This window comes from Xanthomonas sp. WHRI 10207 (genome assembly GCF_040202975.1).
Classification (GTDB): Bacteria; Pseudomonadota; Gammaproteobacteria; order Xanthomonadales; family Xanthomonadaceae; genus Xanthomonas.
In genome coordinates this window covers 210,371-231,516 of sequence record NZ_JBEGDX010000004.1, presented here as the reverse complement: position 1 = coordinate 231,516, position 21,146 = coordinate 210,371, and the positions used below count along the sequence as shown (strand labels likewise).

Below are 21,146 nucleotides of genomic sequence, written 5' to 3'. Positions count from 1 at the left end.
GCGATGCCAGCGCATCCGCCTGCAGCCCGCAGCAGCGATAGACGCCGCAGCGGCATGCGGCGGCGCATCCACCGCGGCAGCGTGCGGCGACGCGACTGGCTCAGCGGCGGCTGTAGCGCGCCACTAACCGGTCGCCCAGCATCTGCAGCAGCTGTACCAGCACCAGCAAGGCGATGACGGTGATCAACGCGACGTCCGCATGCGAGCGCATATAGCCCTCGCGGTAGGCCACATCGCCCAGGCCGCCGGAACCGATCGCCCCGCCCATGGCGGTGAAGCCGATCAACGCGATGGTGGTGACAGTGGCGCCGGCGATCAGGCCGGGGCGCGCTTCGGGCAACAGCACCCACAGCACCAGCTGGCGGGTGGTGGCGCCCATCGCCTGGCTGGCTTCGATAATGCCGCGGTCCACCTCGCGTAATGCGGTCTCCACCAGCCGCGCATAGAACGGCGCGGCGCCCACCACCAGCGGCAGGATCGCGCCGCGCACGCCGAGCGAGGTGCCCATCAACGTCAGGGTGAGCGGAATCATCGCAATCATCAGGATGATGAAGGGCACCGAGCGCAGCAGGTTAATCACCAGCGCCAGCGCGCCGTACAGCACCGGGCGACGGCGCAGCTGCGGGGCGCCGCACAGGAACAGCGCAACCCCCAGCGGCAGGCCGATCAGCAAGGTCAGCGGCAGCGCGCCGGCCAGCATCAGCAAGGTGTCCAGGGTCGCCTGCCCGATGTCGCCCCACTTGGCGGCATCGAGATTGCGGAAGAAGCCGCCAGCGGCGGCGATCGGCAGCAGGTTCATACGCGCAGGTCCTCTACGTGCACGCCGGCGGCGACGAAGCCGGCGCGCGCTGCATTCTGGTCGCCACCGGTCAGGGCGACGATGAGCTGGCCATACGGCGTGTCCTTGATGCGGTCCACGCGCCCGGACAGGATGTTGTAGTCCACCCCGGTCTCGCGGGCGATGCGGCCCAGCACCGGCTCATAGGTGCCGTTACCCAGGAAGGTCAGCCGCACCACACGTCCGCCGACGGCGGCGAAATCGCGGTGCAGCTCGGCCTCGTCCACGTGCTCGGCTTCGGACACGAAGCGCCGCGTGGTGGCATGTTTGGGATGCAGGAAGACTTCGGTGACCGGGCCGGTTTCCACCAATTTGCCGGCGTCCAGCACTGCCACGCGGTCGCAGACGCGGCGGATCACGTCCATCTCGTGGGTGATCAGCACGATGGTCAGGCCAAGCTCGCGGTTGATCTGCGCCAGCAGCTGCAGCACCGAGGCGGTGGTCTGCGGGTCCAGCGCACTGGTGGCCTCGTCGCACAGCAGGATCTGCGGGCGGGTGGCCAGCGCACGCGCAATGCCCACGCGCTGCTTCTGGCCGCCGGACAGCTGCGCCGGATACTTGTTGGCGTGCTCCTGCAGACCGACCCGCGCCAGCAGCTCGGCCACCCGCGCATCGATCTCGGCGCGCGCAGTGCCGGCCAGTTCCAGCGGAAAGGCGACATTGCCGGCCACGGTGCGCGAGGACAGCAGATTGAAGTGCTGGAAGATCATGCCGATGCGCCGGCGCAAGCCACGCAGGCCCTGGCTATCCAGCGCGGTGACGTCGTCCTCGCCGATCAGCAATCGCCCACCGCTAGGCTCTTCCAGCCGGTTGATCAGCCGGATCAGCGTGGATTTGCCGGCACCGGAATGGCCGATGATGCCGAACACCTCGCCGGGGCCGATCCGCAGATCGAGCGGGTGCAGCGCCACGATCTGGCGACCGTCGACGGAGTAAGACTTGTGCAGGCCCTGAAACTGGATCACCGCGGGTGGCCGATTGGGGGGTCGTGAAGCCTACCAGTCAATGTTTACGGCCGTCATTCCATTCGGTTCTATGGTTCGGGATTGGGGAGGCGTAACAGCGCAGCGCTCTTGCCCTCGCGAATCACTAATCCCCAATCCCCACTCACGGCCGCTCAAGCGGCAACGGGCGATCGGTCTGGCGAATCCGCTCCCGGCGCAGCAGATACAGCCCACTGGCGACGATGATGCCGGCGCCGGTCCAGGTCCAGCCGTCGGGCAAGGTCTGCCACAGCAGCCAGTCCCAGCCGATCACCCAGACCAGGCCGGTGTATTCCAGCGGCGCGATCATCGAGGCCTCGCCGCGCAGGAACGCCTGGGTCAGCGCAATCTGCCCCAGCGCGCCGGCCAGGCCCATGCCGGCGATCAGCCAGCCGTGACTGGCCCGCAGCGGCACCCAGTCGGGGATGGCCAGCACCCCGGCGCCGATCGCCATGAACAGCAAAAACCACACCACCATGGCCTGCGGCGTATCGGTGCGGGTCAGCAGGCTCACCGTGACCGCGGCGATGGCGTAGGCCGTGGCCGCCAGCAGCACCATCAGGCCAGGCAGCGAGACCAAGCCACCCACGCCCGGGCGCAGCACCACGATGACCCCAACCAGGCCGATACCGATCGCCGTCCAGCGCCGCGGCCCCACATGCTCGCCCAGCAGCGGCACCGACAAGGCGGCCACCAGCAACGGCGCCACAAAGTAGATGGTGTAGGCGGTGGACAGCGGCATGCGCTTCAGGCCGTAGACGAAACAGCCGATCATCACCATGCCCAAGGCCCCGCGCAGCAGATGCAGGCCCCAGCGCACCGGCACGATGGCACGCGGCCCGGCAGTGGCGAACACCCACACCAGCACGAACGGCAGCGACGCGGCACCGCGCAACAGCGTCACCTGCAACGGCGGGTACTGCGCAGCCAGCAGCTTCATCGCCGCATCCATCAGCGAGAAGCAGGCCACGGCGGCGACCATCCAGGCGATGGCGGGAAGCGGAGAACGGGTGCTGGGCATGGGCGCATTATCGCCGTCGCAGCGCGCCGACCGCCATGCGTCGATGACGGCCATCGCGGCACGATGGCCTAGAATGGCGGCTGTTTTCAGCCAACAGGAGCTTTGCATGCCTTCCTTCGACGTGGTGTCCGAAGTCGACAAGCACGAACTGACCAATGCGATAGACCAGGCCAACCGTGAACTGGACACGCGTTTCGACTTCAAGGGCGTGGAAGCCAAGTTCGAACTGGAAGACGGCAAGGTCATCAACCAGTCCGCTCCCAGCGACTTCCAGCTCAAGCAGATGACCGACATCCTGCGGGCGCGGCTGTTGGCGCGCAGCATCGATGTGCGCTGCCTGGACTTTGGCGATGTGGAAACCAATCTGGCCGGCGCGCGGCAGAAGGTCACCGTCAAGCAGGGCCTCGAGCAGAAGCAGGCCAAGCAGCTGGTGGCCAAGCTCAAGGAAGCCAAGCTCAAGGTCGAAGCGCAGATCAACGGCGACAAGCTGCGCGTCACCGGCAAGAAGCGCGACGATCTGCAGGACGCGATGGCGCTGCTGAGAAAGGCCGATTTCGAGCAGCCGCTGCAGTTCGACAACTTTCGCGACTGAGCGTGGTTGAGCGATGCCGGTGAGTGCGGTGACCGACGCGCACCTGCAGACATCTGCAGGTGCTGCGCAGTGGGGCAACCGAGGCCTGCGGCATCCCTGCGTGGATCATCATCGCCGCAGCGGGCTGCAGGGCTAGCGGCCCCGATGCGCTCGCTGCTCACCCGCCTGTTGCATCGCCTGCACGCCCGGCAGGCGAACGCGTCTGCCGCAGGCGGTGTGCAGGCGACCAAGATCCACGCACAACCGCAGATCGAAAGCGGCTCGACGCTGCACACCATCGCCGGCCTCGATCCGGTGGCTGCAGCGGCCTTTGCCGACGCCTTTGCGGTGGAGATCGAACACGCCATTGCGCGCTGCACGCTCGGCGCTGCCGACACCAGCCAGGCGCAGGCGCTGGAACAGATCCATTCGTTGAAGAACACCATCTCGTTGACCGGCTCGCAGCAGTTGCTCAAGGCCTGCGATCAGCTGCGCGGCGAGGTGGAGCGCGACGCGTTGAGCGACACGCTTGCGCACCGCTTCACCGCCGTGGCCACTGCTGCAGGTCTACTGGTCAAGCGCTACCGGCGCACCCTTCCCATCGACGACGCGGACCCTCATGCGTAGCACTCCCAACCACGCAGCGACCGGCCTGATTCTGGCGGCCAGGCAGTTGCGCAACGACAGACTCGTGCGGCTGTTCGAGTCGTTTCTGGAATACCGCGCCTGCGTCGGCCGGGTGATCGTGCAGACCATGGTGACCCTGTGGTGCCTGGGCTGGCTGTACGGCCCACAGCCGGTACTGGTCAAGGATGCGCACAACGTCTTCCCCACCGCAGTGACCGTGTGGGTCGTCTCGGTGGCATGGATGGTGCTGGTGCGGCGCCGGATCATCCCGCCGGGCGAGTGGCTGGATGCGATGGGCTTTGCGATGAGCCTGTTGTTCATCGGCATCCAGACCACGCTGGCCTTCATACTGTTGATGTCGTTGAACGCGTTTCTGCCGTTCATCACCATCGCTGCGGTGGCGCGCTATGGGCAACGCGCCACCTTGCCGGTACTGCTCAGCACCTTCGTGCTGATGCTGTTGACCGCACCCAGCGGCTACTGGCTGTCGCGGCCGGCGTACTTTGTGTATGCGGTGGCGCTCAGCATGGTATTGCCGCTGCTGGTGGCGCGCATCGTGCTTGCGATGCAGGAAGTGGCGCTGCAGGCACTGGCCTCGCGCGATGCGCAAAGCCGCTTCATCAGCACCATGAACCATGAGCTGCGCACGCCGTTGAATGCGGTCATCAATTGCGCGCAGCTGATCGATACCGACGGCATGCCAGCCGAACAGCGCGACCTGATGCAGGCGGTGACGGTCAATGCGACCGCGCTGCGCCATCGCGTCAATGAGGTGCTGGACGTGGCCAGCATCGACGGTGGGCGGCTGCAGCTGCAGAGCAAGCCACTGAGCATGCTGGACGTGCTGACCACCGTCAAAGCGGTCTGCGCGACCGCCGCATCCACCAAGGGCGTGTCGCTGAGCGTGCGCATGGAGGCACCGGAGACGCCCCATGTGCTGGGCGACGAGGGCCGCATCGAGCAGGTCATCAGCAACCTGGTCATCAATGCAATCAAGTTCACCCCGGCCGGTGGCGCAGTCGAGTTGCTGATCGAAGCCACGCAGCTACAGCAGCGCTGGTCGATCGCCGCGACGATCACCGACACCGGCATCGGTGTGCCCGACGACAAGAAGGCCTACATCTTTACGCCGTTCACCCAGCTCAGCACCGGATTCAGCCGTGCCGAGGGCGGCGTCGGACTGGGGTTGTATATCGCCTTGTCGGTGTCCGATGCGATGCACGGCAGCCTGACGGTGAGCGACAACCCCGACGGTGGCAGCATCTTCCGCTGGATCTTCGAGCTGCCCGTGGCCGCGGCCGACAGCAACCGCACGCTCGGCCTGCGCGATGCGCTGGCGCACCACGCGCAGACCGTGCCGCCGCTGCATTGCCTGGTCTTCGAGGACATGGACACCAATCGCCTGGTGATCGGCAATCTGCTGACGCGTGCCGGGCATCGGGTGAGCTTCCATGTCGATGGCACCGATGCGGTGCAGCGCATCGCCCAGGCTGCGCCGGACCTGGTGTTTCTGGATCTGCACATGCCCGGCACCTCCGGCTGGGATGCATTGGGCCAGGCCCGCGATGCGATTGCCGCGCTGCCGCCAATCATCGTATTGACCGCCGATACGCGCGCCGATTCGATACGCGAAGCGGCAGCCGCCGGCGTGGCAGGTTATCTATCCAAGCCGATCAACGCCCACGAACTGCTCGCACTGCTGGCCCACCATGCACACCAACGACAGCACTGAGTTGAAGCCCGGCAATGCGGCGCGCTGGCATTGGCGCAGCGCTGCCCAGACACGCACCGCCGTGGCGATGCTGTTCCTGCATGGGTTTTCTGCAAGCCCGGGCGAGGCTGGCGCGCTGCCCGAACAGATGGCCGATGCGCTGGGCGCCAACGGCTACGTGCACCGCTGGCCCGGCCACGGAGACAGTGCAGCCGATGCGATGCAGGGGCTGACGACGGCGGCGCTGCAACGCTCTGCGCTGGAGGCGCTGACGCAGGCGCGGCGGATGGGCGAGCGTGTGGCGATTGTCGGCTCATCAATGGGCGGCAGCTTGGCGCTCTGGCTTGCGACGCAGCATCCCGAGCAGGTTGCAGCGGTGGTCGCATGGTCGCCAGGCATCCAGCCGGTCAATGCGGGCTTGCTCGATCGGCTTTGCGACGCCGATGCGCCGATCGCCGACCCGTACCCGCGCAGCGCTGAAGAACTGGCGTATTGGTCGGACACCATCCACCCGGACGGCTTTCGTAGCTTGCGCGGCCTGTTCGACGCACTTGCCGCTGCGCCGCCGTGGCCACAGGTGCGCTGCCCGGTGCTGCTGGGCTATTACCGCACGCCCAATGGCGACGAAGATCAGATTGCCTCGGTGCCGGCGATGCTGGCCATGTTCGATGCGCTGGGCACGGCTGCCCCGCTCAAGCAGGCGATCGCCTTCGACAGCGGCGCACATGCCATCGGGTCGCCGCACAAGACGCCACTAGCCGAGTACGTCGCCCAGGTGTCGGTGGAGTTCTTGCGCCCGCATGTCGGTGCGCACATTGGCGAGGCGCCGCGCAGCGACGACAGCGACGCACGCTGATTGCGCGTGCGCGGGGCAGCATGGCGCCGGGCAGCATCGGTTGCGTCTGTTGCGTCATCGCTGGTGAATCGGCCCGGGCGGCCGCTTCGGCAGCGATCGCATACACTGGCGCGCCATCACGCCGCCGCCACGATGACCACCACGCCTGCCACGCCCGATCCGCTGACCGCTACCCGCACGTGGATTGAACGCGCGGTGATCGGGCTGAACCTGTGTCCGTTCGCCAAGGCGGTGTACGTCAAGGAACAGGTGCGGCTGGTGCTCAGCGATGCCAGCACGCCCGAGGCGCTGCTGGAACAACTGGCCGAGGAACTGGTCCTGTTGCGCGACACGCCGGCCGAGCAGATCGACACCACCCTGATCGTGCATCCGGACGTGCTCACCGACTTCCTGGAGTACAACGACTTCCTCGACAATGCCGACGCGGCGGTGGAGGCGCTGGACCTGCAAGGCATCCTGCAGGTGGCCAGCTTCCACCCCGACTATCAATTTGCAGGCGCCGCGCTGGACGATGTGGCCAACTTCACCAACCGCTCGCCCTTCCCGACCTTGCACCTGCTGCGCGAGGACAGCGTGGAGCGTGCGGTGGCCGCGTACCCGGATCCGGACGTGATTGTCGAGCGCAATATCCAGACGCTGGAACGGCTAGGCCGCGCGGGCTGGGAACGCGTGTTGAACGGCTCCCAACACTGAGCCTGCGCCCTGCCGCGCGCCAGTGCGTGCAGCAGGGGCCGAACGCCGGCACCGTGCGGCGGCGGCAATCCGTTGAAATGCCCATGAAAAGCGCGGTCGCGACGCTACCGTACGCGTCGCCGGTGTTGCTGCAGCACTGACATGGCGCGCGCTACAGTGCCGCACCCTTTCGTTATGCGCACACGCCATGGCCCTGATTCCCGCTGTTTCCGCATGGAACCCGTCACCGCTGCAGGACCGCGTGGTGGTGATCACCGGTGGCGCGCAAGGGATTGGACGCGGCATTGCGCAGGCCGTGCTCGGTGCCGGCGGCAGCGTGGTGATCGGCGATCTGGACGCTGCCGCCGGAAAGGCCTGTCTGCAGGACTGGGCGCTGCCGCAACGCAGTGCATTCGTGCGTTGCGATGCCGTACGCGAGACGCAGGCCGCACGCTTGATCGCCACGGCGCGCAAGCGCTTCGGCCGACTCGATGGCCTGGTCAATAACGCCGGCGTACCGGACCCACACGTTGCGCCATTGCCGCAGCTGGAGTGGGATGACTGGAATCGGCGCCTGGCAAGCCTGCATGGCGCGTTTTTATGCAGCAAACATGCCTTGCCCGCACTGACGCAGGCAGATGGCGGTGGTGCGATCGTCAACATCGCCTCCACCCGCGCCTGGCAGTCGGAGCCGCATAGCGAAGCCTATGCGGCGGCCAAAGGTGGCTTGGTCGCGTTTACCCACGCATTGGCACTGAGCGAAGGCCCGCAGGTGCGCGTCAACAGCATCAGTCCGGGGTGGATCAGCACCGATGCCTGGCGTGCACCGCAACGTCGTCGTGCGCCCAAACTGTCGCGACGCGACCATGCGCAGCACCCGGCCGGACGTGTGGGCACGCCGGAAGACATCGCGCAGCTGGCGGTGTATCTGCTGTCGCCGCAGCTATCCGGATTCGTCACCGGGCAGGACTTCATCGTCGACGGCGGCATGTCGCGCAAGATGCAGTACGTGTGAGGGCGTGCTGCTGATACGGCTTGGGTGATGCGCTTTGCAGCGCGCTGCTGCGACGCGGGGACGCGCGTGCTTGCCGGTCTTTGGTGTTCGTCATGCACGACATCGACGTTGGGATCGGTGAGGCGAAAGCTCGGAGATCAGCACGCGCGTCGTGCATCCGCTGCTGCGCTTTGGGCATTGTCCATGCGTGGTGTGGTGTGGGTCGATTTGCTCGCACCCTCACCCCAACCCCCGCTCCGCGTCCCAGCCCGCGTTTGCAACGCGGGTGCTCAAAGGCACGCGCACCAGTGGCGCGCGAACCGTGCCTTCTCGCACCGGCGGGAGCTGGGCTTTGGTTGTTGCGCACTGATCGCTCGTGCGTGGTGGACTGATCGCCAGCACGTGTTGCTGCGCCTGTCACTTGGGCGCTGCGTTCCAGACGCTTTTTCGGAGACTTTTTCGGACGCTAATCCACACCCGCTGATCAACCCGACAGTTGCGCTTCCAGTAGGCGCTGCGCATCGCCCAGCGAGGGCATGATGCGATGGCCCAACGCGCGCACGTCCGCATCGGGTTCGAGCAGGTCCGGGATCTGGATCGGGGTCATGCCTGCCGCCAATGCAGCGCGCACGCCAGTCGGCGAGTCTTCCAGCACCAGGCAGTGTGCAGGCTCCACGCCCAGCGACTGCGCTGCCAGCAGGTAGATATCCGGCGCCGGCTTGGGATGCTGCACATCGCTGGCGGTGCACACCGCATCGAAGCGCCACAGCAGATCGGCCGCTTTCAGCTTGCGCAAGGCAAGCGGACGTTGGGTGGAGGTCGCCACCGCACGTGGCATGCCGAGCGCAGCCAGATACTCCAGCAGCGCAATGATGCCGGGCCGGTGCGGGATGCCGCGTTCCGCGACGGCGTCATAGAGCAGTTGGGCGCGCGCCAGCATGCGTTCGGCAGCGGCGTCGCCGACGCGTTCGCCGAGCAGACGGCGGCAGGCGACATCGCCGGTACCGACCATCTGCAACCAGAACGTCGGCTCGATTGTCAGCCCTTGCGCATCGGCCGCCTGCACCAGACAGGTAGTGATGGCGCGCTCGCTGTCGAGCATCAAACCATCCATATCGAAGATCACCGCCTGCGGGCGAAACGGCAGCGGCGTGGCCGCCGTCATGCAGTCGCTCCGCGCCCGAACAACACCTCCAGATCGCTTGCCTCCAAGGCACGCCATTGGCCCGATGGCAGCGCGTCCAGCGACAAGCCGCCGATGCGGCTGCGATGCAATGCCGCCACGTGATTGCCGGCGGCGGCGAACATGCGGCGCACCTGGTGATAGCGGCCCTCGTGCAAGGTCAGGCGTGCCTGGCGCGCGCCAAGGACCTCAAGCTCGGCGGGAAGCAATGGCTTGGTTTCGCCTTCCAGCAACAGCTCGCCGCTGGCAAACAGCGCCGCTTCATCGCCACGCAGGTCTTCGGCCAGGCTGACCTCGTAGACCTTGTCCAGTGCGGATTTTGGCGAAATGATCCGGTGCAGCAACGCGCCATCGTCGGTCATCAGCAGCATGCCGCTGGTCTCGCGATCCAGCCGCCCCACCGGCGCCAATACTGGCGCACGCGAGCGAAACCGCGGTGGCAGCAGCTCGTAGATCAACCGTCCGGTGTCCTTGGTCGAGCAGGTGTAACCGCTGGGCTTGTGCAGCAACAGGCTGAAACCCGGCGGCGGGTCCAACGGCTCGCCATCGATACGGATGGCGTCGTGCTCCACCTGATCGTCGGCATACAGCACCTCGCCCTGCACATCGGTCACGGCGCCCTGGCGAAACAGCTGAGTCACCTGCTTGCGGCTGCCATAGCCGAGATTGGCGATGTGTTTGACCAGCTTCATGCGCGTGCCGCCTTGCCACGCACGGCAGCGATCAACTTGAAGCCGCCGCGCTCGGCGGCGACGCGTACCTGGCCGAAGCTTTCGTTGAGCACCTGCTCGTAAGGCAGATGCCGGTTGGCCACCAGCAGCAGCTGCCCGCCCGGGCGCAAGGCCTGCGCGGCCACGGCGATGAAACGCTGGCCAATATCCGGGCGATCGGCGCGCGACGGCGTGTGGAATGGCGGGTTGCTGACGATGAAGTCGTACTGCGCCGCAAGCCCGGCGGTGACGTCCTGCCAGAGGTACTGCAGCTGCGCCGGATGCGCGATGTCCTGCAGATTGCGTCGCGCCAGCGCGAGTGCACGCGCTTCGGCTTCGTACAGATCCAGCGCGGTGACCTTGGCGCAGCGCGCCAGCACTTCGGCCGAGAGATACCCGAACCCCGCGCCCAGGTCGGCACCGTGCCCGGCCAGGGTGGCGGGCAGGTGCTCGACCAGCAACGCCGACGCAGGATCGATGCGATCCCAGGCGAACACACCCGGTCGGCTCACGAAGCGTCCATCCAGAATCTTGCGCGGCGCATCCAGCGCCGCCCAGCGCGCCTGCAGCGCGGCATCGGTGTCGGCGGGCAGCGGCGCGGTCCAATAGGTGCGGCAATGGTGCTTGGTCAGGCTACCGGCCAGACCGGCGAGCTGGCGCAGATCGGCCTCGCCCGAGCGCGCGCCCTCGTTGTTGGACTGGCACGCCACGACCCGGCCACCGGGCGCGGTCAGCGCCAGCGCGCGCGCAAACAACGCACGCGCTTCTTCGCGCTGCCGCGGTGGCAGCACCAGCACCAGCGCGTAGCGGGTGCTGTCGGCCTCGATCTCGCTCTCTTCGCGCACGCTCCAGCCACTGCCCTCCAGCGCCTGCGCAAACGGGCGGAAACTCTGCTCGCAGGTCAGCGCGTCGGCGGACGCGTGCTCGCGCAGCGGAAAGCCGTCGCGCGCACGCAGAAACAGCACAGGGCCTGTCGGCCACGGCAGCGCGCCCTGGGCGAAGGGCAGGAACAGGGCTTGAAGCGGGGCATCGTGCGGGCCAGCCATCGGATCATCAGGTCGGGAACAGGCCGCCATTGTAAGGGAGCCCCGCCTGCCGCCCGTGCTCGCCACGCGATCCGTGCTTGCCATGCGCTGACGCGGGTCGTCCATTGCGTGACCTGCGAACGGATTGCCTTGCGCTGTTTATACGGACCGTTGATGCGCACGCAACATCTGCCGGCCTAGGCTGGAACCCAAGCCCACACCGGAGATACGCGATGCGAGCCCTGTTCGTAGGTGGAGTCGTCGACAACAGCGAAATGGACCTGGACGACACGCCGCCACCGATGCATTACCCCGAAAACACCGGCGCCGGCCGCCCCCGTTACCGCCTGCATCAGGTCGGTGAGCGTGACGATGGCAGCGTGGCCTACGCGGTCTACGGCGCGCCAGAAATGGCCGACGCCGACGTCATCCGCATCACCGAAGAGCGCGGCTACGCACGTCGTTTCAGTGCATCGCCAGAGGCGCCACGCTGAGCATGGTTCTTTGTGTAGATGATTGAACTGCGTGCGGCACGTGCGGTATCAGCTAAAGGTTCGGCTAGCAGCGTCTTGTTAAAGTCTGTCTAGCGGCTGCTCGTCGATAAGCGCACAGGGGCTTGGCGCAGCAGGCGTGGATGCGTTGGCTGTCCTGCTTCCATTGACGATGTGGTGCCCACGTTTCATGCCACGGAATCTACGCTGCGTGGCTATGGTGCCCGCGCCGCGTGTCCACCAATAACCGGGCAAATGCCCGGTTTTTCTAGCCGCCATTGTTGCGACCACTAATGTCTCCTGGTTGCCAAACACAGTTGCCTGGAGAGGACCGTCACCTCGGAAAATCCTGCTCCCCAACAGGAAAGCGGCGACAAATCAAAGGTCCTCACCCCTCGAGAGAGTAGTTGAGATGAGAGTGTGAGGCGAAGCCCAATACGCAGCACATCTACGAGGCTTCGCGCGTACCCTCATCCGCCCTTCGGGCACCTTCTCCCGCCGGGAGAAGGGACAAAAGCCCCTCTCCCCTCGGGAGAGGGGTTGGGGTTGGGGTGAGGGTACGGGGCGAAGCCACGCTATGCGGCATGTCCACGAAGCTACGCAGGTACCCTCATCCGCTCTTCGGGCACCTTCTCCCGCCGGGAGAAGGGACAACGCCCCTCTCCCCTCGGGAGAGGGGTTGGAGTGAGGGTACGGGGCGCAGCCACACTGCAGTGCACGTTCACGAGGCTTCGCGCGTACCCTCATCCGCCCTTCGGGCACCTTCTCCCGGGGGGAGAAGGGACAACGCTCACGAAACGCCTCCGCTTACCGCGCCTTCGGCGTCACACGCCAGATCACGTTGCCCACGTCATCGGCCACCAACAGGGCACCGCTGTTGTCGGGTGCAACGCCCACCGGGCGTCCCTGCGCATTGCCTTCGGCGTCCAGAAATCCATCCAGCACGGTGATCGGCGTCCCGCTGGGCTTGCCATCGACAAACGGCACGAACAGCACCTTGTAACCACTGGGCGGGTCGCGATTCCACGAGCCGTGCTGGCCGATAAAGGCGCCCTGGCGAAAACGCTCCGGCAGCAAACTGCCGCTGGCGAAGGTCAGGCCAAGCGAAGCGGTATGCGGGCCCAGCGCGTAGTCCGGTTTGATCGCCTTGGCCACCAATTCGGCATTTTGCGGTTCGACCCGCTCATCCACGTGCTGACCGTAGTAGCTGTATGGCCAGCCGTAAAAGCCGCCATCGCGCACCGAGGTCAGGTAGTCAGGGACCAGATCGCTGCCGATTTCGTCGCGTTCGTTGACCACCACCCAGAGCGATTTGCTCTGCGGTTCCCACGCGGTGCCCACCGGATTGCGCAGCCCGCTGGCGAACACGCGGCTGCTGCCAGTGGCAGGATCGATCTCCAGGATCGCCGCACGGTTGAGCTCGGCCTCCATGCCGTTTTCGGCCACATTGCTGTTGGACCCGACGCCCACGTACAGCTTGCTGCCATCGGCACTGGCCAGCAGCGACTTGGTCCAATGGTGGTTGAGTCCGCCGGGCAGATTGGCCACGAACGTGGGCTTGGCGCTGATGTGCGTGTCGCCCGCCTTGTACGGAAAGCTCACCAGCGCATCGGCATTGGCCACGTAGAAGCGGTCACCGACCAGCGCCATGCCGAATGGCGAGAACAGCCCGCTGATGAACTGCGTGCGCACCTCCGCCACGCCGTCGCCGTCAGCATCGCGCAGCAAGGTGATGCGGTTGGCGCTGGGCACCACGGCGCCAGCTTTCTTCATCACTGCGCCCTGCACTTTCTTGCGCAGACCCCCACCGCTTTCGGCATCTTCAGGCTTGGGCGGTTCGGCGGTTTCGGCCACCAGCACATCGCCATTGGGCAGCACGTACACCCAGCGCGGGTGATCGAGATCACGCGCGAAGGCATTGACCTGCAGATCGTCGGCGGCCATGGGTTTGGCGTTGGCGGCCCAGCGCTTGACCGGGGCTACCTTCACCGTGGGAATCAGGCGTTTGACCGGCTCGGGCAATTGCGGGTCAGGCCCGGTCCCCTGTTCGATGGCCAGCGTGGCGGTGTCGCCGCATCCGGCGAGAACGGCAACCGCCAGCAACGACAGCGGCCAGCGAATGAGCGGGAGCAGGGGTGCATGCATTGCGAGCCAATCCTGAACAGTTGCGACAGTCGGCCATCATGCCGGCAACCGCCCAGGAAGAAGTAAATACATCGTCAACACGTCCGCTTCACGGCATCACCTGTGGATCGTCGCCCAGTGGCAGCGGGTGCACGGCCACGATGCGATCCATCCAGATCCAGTGCGGCTCCTGCGAGGCATCCAGCTGATCCAGCCGCAACTGCCCGTTGACGCCTTCGTTGTCGTTGTCATCGAGATAAGTCTGGATGGTCGGGCGCACTGCGACAGTGCCGCTGAGCATGCTGCCGTCGTCGAGCTCGATCCGGACGCGCTCCTGTCCGTTGAGCAATGAGACCCAATGTTCGAGCGTGGCGATTTGCACGTGTTCGCAATACACGTGAGGGGCGTATTTGGACATCGCGATGTCTCCGTGAGCGGAGCGCATCACGCTAGGCCATCGTGCGTGAACGATGCAGCAAACGCTGCACCTGTGTTTTGCCCGAGTGCGCACCGCGCATGCATGGGCGGCGATCTCACGCAGTCCACGCCTAAACCGAGCGACCCGTGCCTGTGGCGACACCTTCCTTCAGCTGCGCGACGTTGCCGCCGCGCCGGCATCACTCCACCGCTTCGCGCGCCGCACGGACCGCGGTGACCAGCTGCGCCACGCTATACGGCTTGGCCAAGTGTTCCTGAAACCCGGAGTCCAGCGCGCGCTTGCGATCGTCGTCGCGGGCCAGTGCGGTCACCGCCACCGCCGGCAATGCATGTGCATCCAGACCCAGGTTATCGCGCACGGTGCGGATCAATCCGTAGCCGTCCATGCCAGGCATGCCGATGTCGGTCAGCATCACGTCGAAGCGTGCGTGGCCGCGGTGATCGATCAAAGCCAATGCATCGGTGGCGCTGCCGGCAGTGACCACTTCGGCACCCTGCTCTTCAAGCAGGCGACGCAGGTAATCGAGCATGTCCGGTTGATCTTCCACCGCCAGCAGGCGCAGGCCGTTGAGCGCACGCGCTTCGACAATCTGTTCGGACATCAGGCGCCGACGCAACTCGCGGCGCGGGCGCTTGGCCTGATCGGGAATATGCTCGGGCAGACGCACCGTAAAGGTGGCGCCCTTGCCACGCCCGCCACTGGTGGCGCCGACCTGCCCGCCGTGCATTTCCACCAGCTGCTGCACGATCGCCAGACCCAGCCCCAGGCCGCCGTGCTGGCGCGTGGTGGTGCCATCGGCCTGACGAAAGCGGCCGAACAGATGCGGCAGGAACTCGGCCGCGATGCCGTCGCCGGAATCACGCACAGAGACCAGCAGGTGCCCGTCGTCGCGTTCGATGGTGACATCGATGCGGCCGTGCGCCGGGGTGAATTTGATGGCGTTGGAGAGCAGATTCCACAACACCTGCTGCAAGCGGGTGGCATCGCCAAGCACCAGACACGGCGTCGGCGGCACATGCAGTTTCATGACCTGATCTTTGCCGTCGGCGGCCAGTTCCTGCGTGCTCAGCGCCTCGCGCACCTGCTCGGCCAGGTCCAGCGATTCGACTTCCAGCTGTACCTTGCCCAGCAACATGCTGCTGAGGTCGAGCATGTCCGAGATCAGCCGCTTCTGCGCACGTGCGCTGCTGGCAATCACCGACAGGCCCTTGTAATTGGGATGTCCTTCTTCGACCCGCTGCAACAACAACTCGCTCCAGCCCAGGATGGTGGTCAGCGGCGTGCGCAACTCATGCGACAGCGTGGCCAGGAACTCGTCCTTCAGCCGCGCCATGCTTTCGGCTTCGTTGCGCGCACTGCGCTCCGATTCCAGCAGTTGCTCGCGGGCCAGTTCGATTTCGCGCTGCTCGGTCACGTCCGGGCTGCTGCCGGCCAGGCCGATGAAGCGCCCATCGGCCGAGTAGCGCGGTGTGGCGGTCATTTCGATCCAGCGCCACTGCCCGTCGTGGCGTCGCGCACGTACCAGCGCGCGCAAGCCGCGCTGTTCTTCCAGCGCAGCGGAGAGCTCGAACTGGAAGACGGGCAGATCGTCCGGGTGCAGCAATTCGCTCCATGCCGACACGGTGCCGCTGGAAATATCCAGGCCGAAGAATTCGCCGTACGCACTATTGACGAAGCGCACCACGCCCTGCGCGTCCAACACCCACACCGGCATCGGCAGGCCGTCCGCCAGCGCGGAAAAACGCGCCTCGCTTTCGGCCAGCTCGCGCTCCACGCGTTTGCGCTCGGTAATGTCCATGAACAGCACCGCGACCCGCGCCTGCTCCGGCTGACCGACCCGGAACGCGTCCACCGAATACCAGCGGCGCAGCGCTTTGGCCTGCATTTCGAAGTGAATGCGGTTGCCGGTGCGCGCGACCTGGCCGTAACGGTCGAACCATTCCTGCTCATGCTCGGGGAGCATGTCGCGAATGGACACATTGAGCGCATTCGACAGACCGGTATAGCGTTCGAACGCGCCATTGGTCGTGCGGATCACGTAATCGACCGCCTGCTCGCCCTCGAACACCATGTCGATGACGCAGAAACCGGCATCGATGTTGTGGAAGATCTCGTGATACATCGCCGGATCGAGAAACGGCTCGGCGATGACGGCCGGCAAGGCGGCGGCCAGATCGGGGCTGGAACTGGAGGTGCTCAAATCGGAAACCACGGATGCTGCCGGAGCGGATGACGGGCAGATGAAACCACGGCCGATGTCGTCAGCGGGTGCACAGGGGGCCGGCCTGGTTCACACCGCCATTGCAGGGTGCCATTCCGCCCCTGTGTCGCGGGCTCACCACAGCGTGGCGGCGGCCAGGGCGATGCAGGTCGCCAGCACCACGATGCCGGCGATCACCCCGCGAAATACCCACTCGCCCTCACGGCGCAGCTGCTCGTCCATCCAGCGCTGCGCCTCTTCGCGCCAGGCGGTGGAGCGTGCGTAGTCGGCGTCCAGCAACAGCAGCCGTACCCGCGACAATCCGAGTTCTGCGCACTCACCACGACAGCGCTGGCTGAAGCCGTCGTCGCCCGTGGCCACCTGCGCGCCGAGCGGCAGTTCCAGTTCCAATTCATGCCTGGACATAACGCGGGCGCTCCTGATCAAGCTCGTTTTCCAGCGCCATGCGCGCCAGCTGGGTGTAATTGGCACGCGGCCCTTGTCCACGGCCGGTGAGCATTCCCTGGTAATCCAGGTCCTGCCAGATCCGCGCGGTCCACTCGACACAGTCCTCGGCGATCACCAGCATCAGCGAATAGCGATAGGTCACACCCGTCGCGGCGGTGTAGGCGTACACCGGAGGAAACTGCACTGCCACATCGACCTGACGTGCCAGCCCGGCCAAGTGCTCGCGCAACGCGTCGCGTGGGTCGGTACCGGGCTCCATGTGCAAGGCGCGCGTGGCCAGGTCCAGGTCCACCTCGCTTTGCAGGGCGACGAAGGCGGCGGCCCCGGTGGCGGGGTTGTGGCCGTGCTGTTTTGCCCAGTCGATGAACTGCAGGCGCACGTCCGCCGGCATATGCGCCGGCGCCGAAGAAACTGACTTTGTGCGAAAAGAGTGGGTGTCCATGCGACCGATCTTCCGGCCTGTGCCGTGAAGCGCGGGCGCAGGCGCAGTGAACTCGCCGTCATGGTCGCTGCGGTGCGGATTAACCGGGCGGCAACGCAAGACGCCCCAGCGCGCAGCGTGCGTTGCGGGCGGCCTGGTGCAGCCCCACACTGCTGTGACAGCGGGTACGCAACGTACCTTCCGCTTGGAGGCTTTCCATGAAACTTTCCAGTGTTTCCGGCGCCGGCCTGTTGCTGGCAGGACTGCTCGCGGCGACCGGTGTGCAGGCCCGCGTACGCAACGTCACCGACCCGCAGGCGCCACGTGCGCTGAGCAGCGATGGCAAGGTGGACGTGCGCTGGACCGACCCGGCCGACTTCTCCGAAGTGCGCTTCAGCGGCAACCGCTGGGAAGCGCAGCGCGGCGATTGGGTGACCCAGCTGGCGACCCATTTCCAGCAGAGTGCCGCCCGCAAGCTCCCCGACGGCCAGCACCTGAGCGTGACCATCACCGACATCCGCCGTGCCGGCCAGTACGAGCCATGGCACGGGCCGCGCATGCAGGACGTGCGCGTGGTCAAGGACATCTACCCGCCGCGCCTGAGCTTTACCTACACGCTGACCGGTGCCAACGGCCAGGTGATCGACCAGGGCGAACGCAAGCTGGTGGACTCGGCGTTTTTGATGAGCGGCCCACGCCTGACCGACAGCGATCCGCTGCGCTTCGAGAAAGCGATGATCGACGACTGGGTACGCAAGCAGTTCCGCGGCGATCGCAGTACGGCTGGGTTGTGAGCTGCCGCTTCGAGCCCCTCTCACTTCGGTAGAGGGGTTGGGACGAGCGAAGCACTCGTAGCGCCCAGCCTGTACGAGGCTTCGCCTATCCCCTCATCCGGCGCTGCGCGCCACCTTCTCCCGCCCGGCGGGAGAAGGGCAAGCAGTCGAGCTGCCGCTCAGGCCCCTTTCCCCGCGGCAGAGCGAAGTACTCGTAGCGCCCAGCCTGCACGAGGCTTCGGCCGTCCCCTCATCCGGCGCTGCGCGCCACCTTCTCCCGCCCGGCGGGAGAAGGACAAGCAGTCGAGCTGCCGCTCAGGCCCCTCTCCCCGCGAGAGAGGGGTTGGGATGAGCGACGAGCGAAGCACTCGTATCGCACGGCCTGCAGGAGGCTTCGCCCGTTCCCTCATCCGGCGCTGCGCGCCACCTTCTCCCGCCCGGCGGGAGAAGGACAAGCGGTCGAGCTGCTGCTTGAAGCCCCTCTCCTCTCATCTCCTCTCGGGACAGGGGTTGGGGTGAGGGCGAAGCACTCGTGTCGTTCACACTGCTGCAGCAGCCTCGCCCACATACACCCGGGGCACACGCTTGAGTCCGCACAGCAACTGATAGGCGCTGACGTTGCACTGCGTCGCCAGCGGGCTGACGCGTGGCGCATCGCCCCAGAGCTGGACGCTGGCACCGATGTCGGCCTGCGGGTGATCGGTGAGGTCCACGGTGAGCATGTCCATCGACACGCGCCCGATCAGCGGGCACACCTGGCCATCCACCAGCACCGGGGTGCCGTTGGGCGCGAACTGCGGGTACCCGTCGGCATAGCCCATCGCCACCACGCCCACGCGCGTTGGCCGCTCGGCCACGAAGCGCGCGCCATAGCCCACCGGCTCGCCAGCCGGCAGGTCGCGTACCGAGATGATGCGCGAGCGCAGCGTCATCACCGGGCGCAGTTGCGCGGTGATTTCGGTGTCCTGCGGGAACGGGTTTGCGCCGTACAGCATCAGGCCCGGGCGCGACCAATCGTTGCGCAGTGCCGGCCAGCCCAGCAGGCCAGGCGAATTGCGAATGCTGGTTTCCGCACGCATGCCGCCCGCGGTGAGCGCGAACGCCACCGCCTGCTCGTCGGTACGGCTGCATTCCAGCTCGTCGGCGCGCGCCAGATGCGTCATCAACACCAGCGAGGCGATCTGCGGCAGCCCGCGCAGACGCAACCAGGCGGCGCGAAAATCCTCCGGCGACAGCCCCAGCCGGTGCATGCCGCTGTCCAGCTTCAGCCAGATACGCAACGGGCGCGGGCTTTGGAACTCGGCCAGCGCGCGTACCTGTTGCGGCGTGGCTATCACCGTCCACAGGTCATGCTCGGCGATCAGGCGCAGCTCGTCCTGCTCGAAAAAACCTTCCAGCAGCAGGATCGGCGCGCGGATGCCGGCCTGGCGCAGTTCCAACGCTTCTTCGATGCACGCCACCGCAAAGCCGTCGGCCTCCGGCTCCAGCGCCTGCGCGCAGCGCACCGCGCCGTGCCCGTAGGCATCGGCCTTGACTACCGCCAGCGCCTTGCCGCCGCCCAGCTGCTTGGCCAGGCGGTAGTTGTGACGCAATGCATCCAGATCGATCGACGCTTGCGCAGGACGCACTACGCGGCCTCCCGCTGCGGGCGCTGGCTGCGCGTGGACAGGTAACGGAATACGTCCAGGCCCTCGGTATCGATCTCGGGCGTGCGGCCCTGCATCAGGTCGGCCAGGTAACGCCCGGAGCCGCAGGCCATGGTCCAGCCCAGCGTGCCATGGCCGGTATTGAGGAACAGGTTGGCGTACGGCGTGGCGCCCACCACCGGCGTGCCGTCCGGGGTGGCCGGGCGCAGGCCGGTCCAGAACTCGGCCCGGGCCAGATCGCCGCCGCCGGGATACAGGTCGTTGACCACCATTTCCAGGGTGGCGCGACGGCGCGGGTTCAACGACAGGTCGAAGCCGGCCACCTCGGCCATCCCGCCGACGCGGATACGGTCGTCGAAGCGGGTGAGCGCGATCTTGTAGCTTTCGTCCAGCACCGTGGAGGTCGGCGCGCGCGTGGCATCGACGATCGGGATCGTCAGCGAATAGCCCTTGAGCGGGTAGACCGGCAGATGCAGGCCGAGCGAGAGCAGCAGGTCGGCCGAATAGCTGCCCAGCGCCAGCACGTAGCGGTCGGCGGTGTCGAGACGGCCATCGATCTGCACGCCGGTGACGCGGCCGCCACTGTGTTCCAGTCGCTCGATCTGCTGCCCATAGCGGAACTCCACCCCCGCCTGCGCAGCCAGCTCGGCCAGGCGCTGGGTGAACAGGCGGCAGTCGCCGGTCTGGTCTTCGGGCAGGCGCAGCGCGCCGGCCATCTGCGCGCCGCCACCGGCCAGGCCGGGCTCGAACTGCGCGATCTGCGACGGGCTCAGCAGCTCATAGGGCACTCCGTATTGGGCCAGGATCTCGATGTCCTGCGCGGCGGCGTCCAGTTGCTGCTGGGTACGGAATAACTGGGTGGTGCCGAGCTGGCGGCCTTCGAATTCGATGCCGGTGCTGGCCCGCAGCGCGTTCAAGCAGTCGCGGCTGTAGTCGGACATGCGCACCATCCGCGCCTTGTTCACCGCGTAGCGCTCGGCGGTGCAATTGCGCAGCATCTGGCTCAGCCACGTCAGCTGGCGCAGGTCGCGGGTGGGGCGGATCGACAGCGGCGCATGCTGCTCGAACAGCCACTTCATCGCCTTGCCCGGCACACCCGGCGCGGCCCACGGGGAGGTGTAGCCAAACGAGAGCTGGCCGGCGTTGGCATAGCTGGTTTCCAGCGCAGACGCCGGCTGGCGGTCGACCACGGTGACCTCGCAGCCCGCCTGGGCCAGATACCACGCGGTGGTGGTGCCGATGACGCCGCTACCGAGAATGAGCACCCGCATGTCGCTCTCCTGAAAGGGTATTCCCCCACAAGCACGCGCTGGGGGAGACAGTTAGACGCAGTATATTGCGATCCAGGCAGTGCGATTTCTGGAATCGGCTCGCCTTTGCAGTGAAACTTCCT

21 protein-coding genes are annotated in these 21,146 nt (G+C 66.4%); 8 read left to right on the top strand and 13 right to left on the bottom strand.

Annotated elements, in window-relative coordinates:
- Positions 1-100: 100 nt before the first annotated feature.
- The 3 genes from ABQU90_RS15315 to ABQU90_RS15305 form a co-directional block, all read right to left on the bottom strand.
- Positions 101-793, bottom strand: coding sequence for a methionine ABC transporter permease (locus ABQU90_RS15315; RefSeq protein ID WP_228323645.1), 693 nt, complete (start codon positions 791-793; stop codon positions 101-103).
- Between the two features lie 2 nt (positions 794-795).
- Positions 796-1,803 (bottom strand): methionine ABC transporter ATP-binding protein, encoded by a 1,008-nt coding sequence (locus ABQU90_RS15310; protein WP_115513957.1) that lies wholly within the window; start codon positions 1,801-1,803, stop codon positions 796-798.
- Between the two features lie 142 nt (positions 1,804-1,945).
- The gene (locus ABQU90_RS15305) at positions 1,946-2,842 is read right to left on the bottom strand and encodes a DMT family transporter (RefSeq protein WP_115529180.1); all 897 of its coding nucleotides are present in this window, start codon (positions 2,840-2,842) and stop codon (positions 1,946-1,948) included.
- Positions 2,843-2,948: 106 nt separating this feature from the next.
- Between ABQU90_RS15305 and ABQU90_RS15300 the strand changes: the two genes are divergently transcribed.
- From ABQU90_RS15300 to ABQU90_RS15275, 6 genes are all read left to right on the top strand, one after another.
- Positions 2,949-3,434: a YajQ family cyclic di-GMP-binding protein gene (locus tag ABQU90_RS15300; RefSeq protein WP_055847960.1), complete on the top strand. Its 486-nt coding sequence runs from the start codon at positions 2,949-2,951 to the stop codon at positions 3,432-3,434.
- Positions 3,435-3,578: 144 nt separating this feature from the next.
- Complete coding sequence (locus ABQU90_RS15295) at positions 3,579-4,040, top strand: hypothetical protein (protein WP_323522495.1); 462 nt, start codon at positions 3,579-3,581, stop codon at positions 4,038-4,040.
- Positions 4,033-5,772, top strand: a complete 1,740-nt coding sequence (locus tag ABQU90_RS15290) for an ATP-binding response regulator (protein ID WP_323522496.1) — start codon at positions 4,033-4,035, stop codon at positions 5,770-5,772. Before ABQU90_RS15295 ends, ABQU90_RS15290 begins: the two co-directional genes overlap by 8 nt.
- Entirely contained in the window at positions 5,750-6,607 is an 858-nt protein-coding gene (locus ABQU90_RS15285) for an alpha/beta hydrolase (RefSeq protein WP_323522497.1), read from the top strand. Before ABQU90_RS15290 ends, ABQU90_RS15285 begins: the two co-directional genes overlap by 23 nt.
- A gap of 132 nt (positions 6,608-6,739) precedes the next feature.
- Positions 6,740-7,300 carry a DUF1415 domain-containing protein gene (locus ABQU90_RS15280; RefSeq protein WP_323522498.1) on the top strand — a complete coding sequence of 187 codons (561 nt, stop codon included), beginning with the start codon at positions 6,740-6,742 and terminating at the stop codon, positions 7,298-7,300.
- A gap of 187 nt (positions 7,301-7,487) precedes the next feature.
- Complete coding sequence (locus ABQU90_RS15275; protein ID WP_323522499.1) at positions 7,488-8,294, top strand: SDR family oxidoreductase; 807 nt, start codon at positions 7,488-7,490, stop codon at positions 8,292-8,294.
- A 463-nt stretch (positions 8,295-8,757) separates the two neighbouring features.
- Here ABQU90_RS15275 and ABQU90_RS15270 read toward each other — a convergent pair whose 3' ends face one another.
- Genes ABQU90_RS15270 through ABQU90_RS15260 form a run of 3 tightly spaced genes read right to left on the bottom strand, consistent with a single transcriptional unit; the run spans position 8,758 to position 11,212 of the window.
- Entirely contained in the window at positions 8,758-9,438 is a 681-nt protein-coding gene (locus tag ABQU90_RS15270; RefSeq protein WP_323522500.1) for an HAD family hydrolase, read from the bottom strand.
- Positions 9,435-10,148, bottom strand: coding sequence for a pseudouridine synthase (locus ABQU90_RS15265; RefSeq protein ID WP_104615048.1), 714 nt, complete (start codon positions 10,146-10,148; stop codon positions 9,435-9,437). The genes ABQU90_RS15270 and ABQU90_RS15265 overlap by 4 nt, the downstream gene beginning before the upstream one ends.
- Complete coding sequence (locus ABQU90_RS15260) at positions 10,145-11,212, bottom strand: class I SAM-dependent methyltransferase (RefSeq protein ID WP_055847941.1); 1,068 nt, start codon at positions 11,210-11,212, stop codon at positions 10,145-10,147. The genes ABQU90_RS15265 and ABQU90_RS15260 overlap by 4 nt, the downstream gene beginning before the upstream one ends.
- Positions 11,213-11,424: 212 nt before the next feature.
- Between ABQU90_RS15260 and ABQU90_RS15255 the strand changes: the two genes are divergently transcribed.
- Positions 11,425-11,685: a hypothetical protein gene (locus tag ABQU90_RS15255; protein ID WP_115513966.1), complete on the top strand. Its 261-nt coding sequence runs from the start codon at positions 11,425-11,427 to the stop codon at positions 11,683-11,685.
- A gap of 804 nt (positions 11,686-12,489) precedes the next feature.
- On the opposite strand, the gene ABQU90_RS15250 is transcribed toward ABQU90_RS15255, so the two are convergent.
- From ABQU90_RS15250 to ABQU90_RS15230, 5 genes are all read right to left on the bottom strand, one after another.
- A complete protein-coding gene (locus ABQU90_RS15250; RefSeq protein WP_323522501.1) occupies positions 12,490-13,827 on the bottom strand; it encodes a PQQ-dependent sugar dehydrogenase in 1,338 nt (445 codons plus the stop codon).
- Between the two features lie 88 nt (positions 13,828-13,915).
- Entirely contained in the window at positions 13,916-14,224 is a 309-nt protein-coding gene (locus tag ABQU90_RS15245; protein WP_323522502.1) for a DUF3247 family protein, read from the bottom strand.
- A 199-nt stretch (positions 14,225-14,423) separates the two neighbouring features.
- Entirely contained in the window at positions 14,424-16,457 is a 2,034-nt protein-coding gene (locus ABQU90_RS15240) for a PAS domain-containing hybrid sensor histidine kinase/response regulator (protein ID WP_323522503.1), read from the bottom strand.
- 123 nt (positions 16,458-16,580) lie between these two features.
- Positions 16,581-16,871 (bottom strand): hypothetical protein, encoded by a 291-nt coding sequence (locus tag ABQU90_RS15235; protein ID WP_055847930.1) that lies wholly within the window; start codon positions 16,869-16,871, stop codon positions 16,581-16,583.
- Positions 16,858-17,304 (bottom strand): hypothetical protein, encoded by a 447-nt coding sequence (locus ABQU90_RS15230; RefSeq protein WP_323522624.1) that lies wholly within the window; start codon positions 17,302-17,304, stop codon positions 16,858-16,860. Before ABQU90_RS15230 ends, ABQU90_RS15235 begins: the two co-directional genes overlap by 14 nt.
- Before the next feature lie 248 nt (positions 17,305-17,552).
- Between ABQU90_RS15230 and ABQU90_RS15225 the strand changes: the two genes are divergently transcribed.
- Positions 17,553-18,128: a DUF3016 domain-containing protein gene (locus ABQU90_RS15225; protein ID WP_115513971.1), complete on the top strand. Its 576-nt coding sequence runs from the start codon at positions 17,553-17,555 to the stop codon at positions 18,126-18,128.
- Positions 18,129-18,646: 518 nt separating this feature from the next.
- Here the strand turns inward: ABQU90_RS15225 and alr are convergent.
- Together alr and ABQU90_RS15215 are read right to left on the bottom strand one after the other, a co-directional pair.
- On the bottom strand, positions 18,647-19,735 hold the full coding sequence (alr, locus tag ABQU90_RS15220; RefSeq protein ID WP_323522504.1) for an alanine racemase: 1,089 nt from the start codon (positions 19,733-19,735) through the stop codon (positions 18,647-18,649).
- The gene (locus ABQU90_RS15215; RefSeq protein ID WP_323522505.1) at positions 19,735-21,024 is read right to left on the bottom strand and encodes a D-amino acid dehydrogenase; all 1,290 of its coding nucleotides are present in this window, start codon (positions 21,022-21,024) and stop codon (positions 19,735-19,737) included. The genes alr and ABQU90_RS15215 overlap by 1 nt, the downstream gene beginning before the upstream one ends.
- Between the last annotated feature and the right edge of the window lie 122 nt (positions 21,025-21,146).

Coding starts and splice junctions, on each gene's coding strand:
- ABQU90_RS15250 (WP_323522501.1), bottom strand. CDS start 13,827: ATGCATGCACCCCTGCTCCCGCTCATTCGCTGGCCGCTGTCGTTGCTG.
- ABQU90_RS15215 (WP_323522505.1), bottom strand. CDS start 21,024: ATGCGGGTGCTCATTCTCGGTAGCGGCGTCATCGGCACCACCACCGCG.
- ABQU90_RS15255 (WP_115513966.1), top strand. CDS start 11,425: ATGCGAGCCCTGTTCGTAGGTGGAGTCGTCGACAACAGCGAAATGGAC.
- ABQU90_RS15270 (WP_323522500.1), bottom strand. CDS start 9,438: ATGACGGCGGCCACGCCGCTGCCGTTTCGCCCGCAGGCGGTGATCTTC.
- ABQU90_RS15275 (WP_323522499.1), top strand. CDS start 7,488: ATGGCCCTGATTCCCGCTGTTTCCGCATGGAACCCGTCACCGCTGCAG.
- ABQU90_RS15245 (WP_323522502.1), bottom strand. CDS start 14,224: ATGTCCAAATACGCCCCTCACGTGTATTGCGAACACGTGCAAATCGCC.
- ABQU90_RS15230 (WP_323522624.1), bottom strand. CDS start 17,304: ATGCCGGCGGACGTGCGCCTGCAGTTCATCGACTGGGCAAAACAGCAC.
- ABQU90_RS15265 (WP_104615048.1), bottom strand. CDS start 10,148: ATGAAGCTGGTCAAACACATCGCCAATCTCGGCTATGGCAGCCGCAAG.
- ABQU90_RS15305 (WP_115529180.1), bottom strand. CDS start 2,842: ATGCCCAGCACCCGTTCTCCGCTTCCCGCCATCGCCTGGATGGTCGCC.
- ABQU90_RS15280 (WP_323522498.1), top strand. CDS start 6,740: ATGACCACCACGCCTGCCACGCCCGATCCGCTGACCGCTACCCGCACG.
- ABQU90_RS15225 (WP_115513971.1), top strand. CDS start 17,553: ATGAAACTTTCCAGTGTTTCCGGCGCCGGCCTGTTGCTGGCAGGACTG.
- ABQU90_RS15295 (WP_323522495.1), top strand. CDS start 3,579: ATGCGCTCGCTGCTCACCCGCCTGTTGCATCGCCTGCACGCCCGGCAG.
- ABQU90_RS15260 (WP_055847941.1), bottom strand. CDS start 11,212: ATGGCTGGCCCGCACGATGCCCCGCTTCAAGCCCTGTTCCTGCCCTTC.
- ABQU90_RS15235 (WP_055847930.1), bottom strand. CDS start 16,871: ATGTCCAGGCATGAATTGGAACTGGAACTGCCGCTCGGCGCGCAGGTG.
- ABQU90_RS15300 (WP_055847960.1), top strand. CDS start 2,949: ATGCCTTCCTTCGACGTGGTGTCCGAAGTCGACAAGCACGAACTGACC.
- ABQU90_RS15290 (WP_323522496.1), top strand. CDS start 4,033: ATGCGTAGCACTCCCAACCACGCAGCGACCGGCCTGATTCTGGCGGCC.
- ABQU90_RS15285 (WP_323522497.1), top strand. CDS start 5,750: ATGCACACCAACGACAGCACTGAGTTGAAGCCCGGCAATGCGGCGCGC.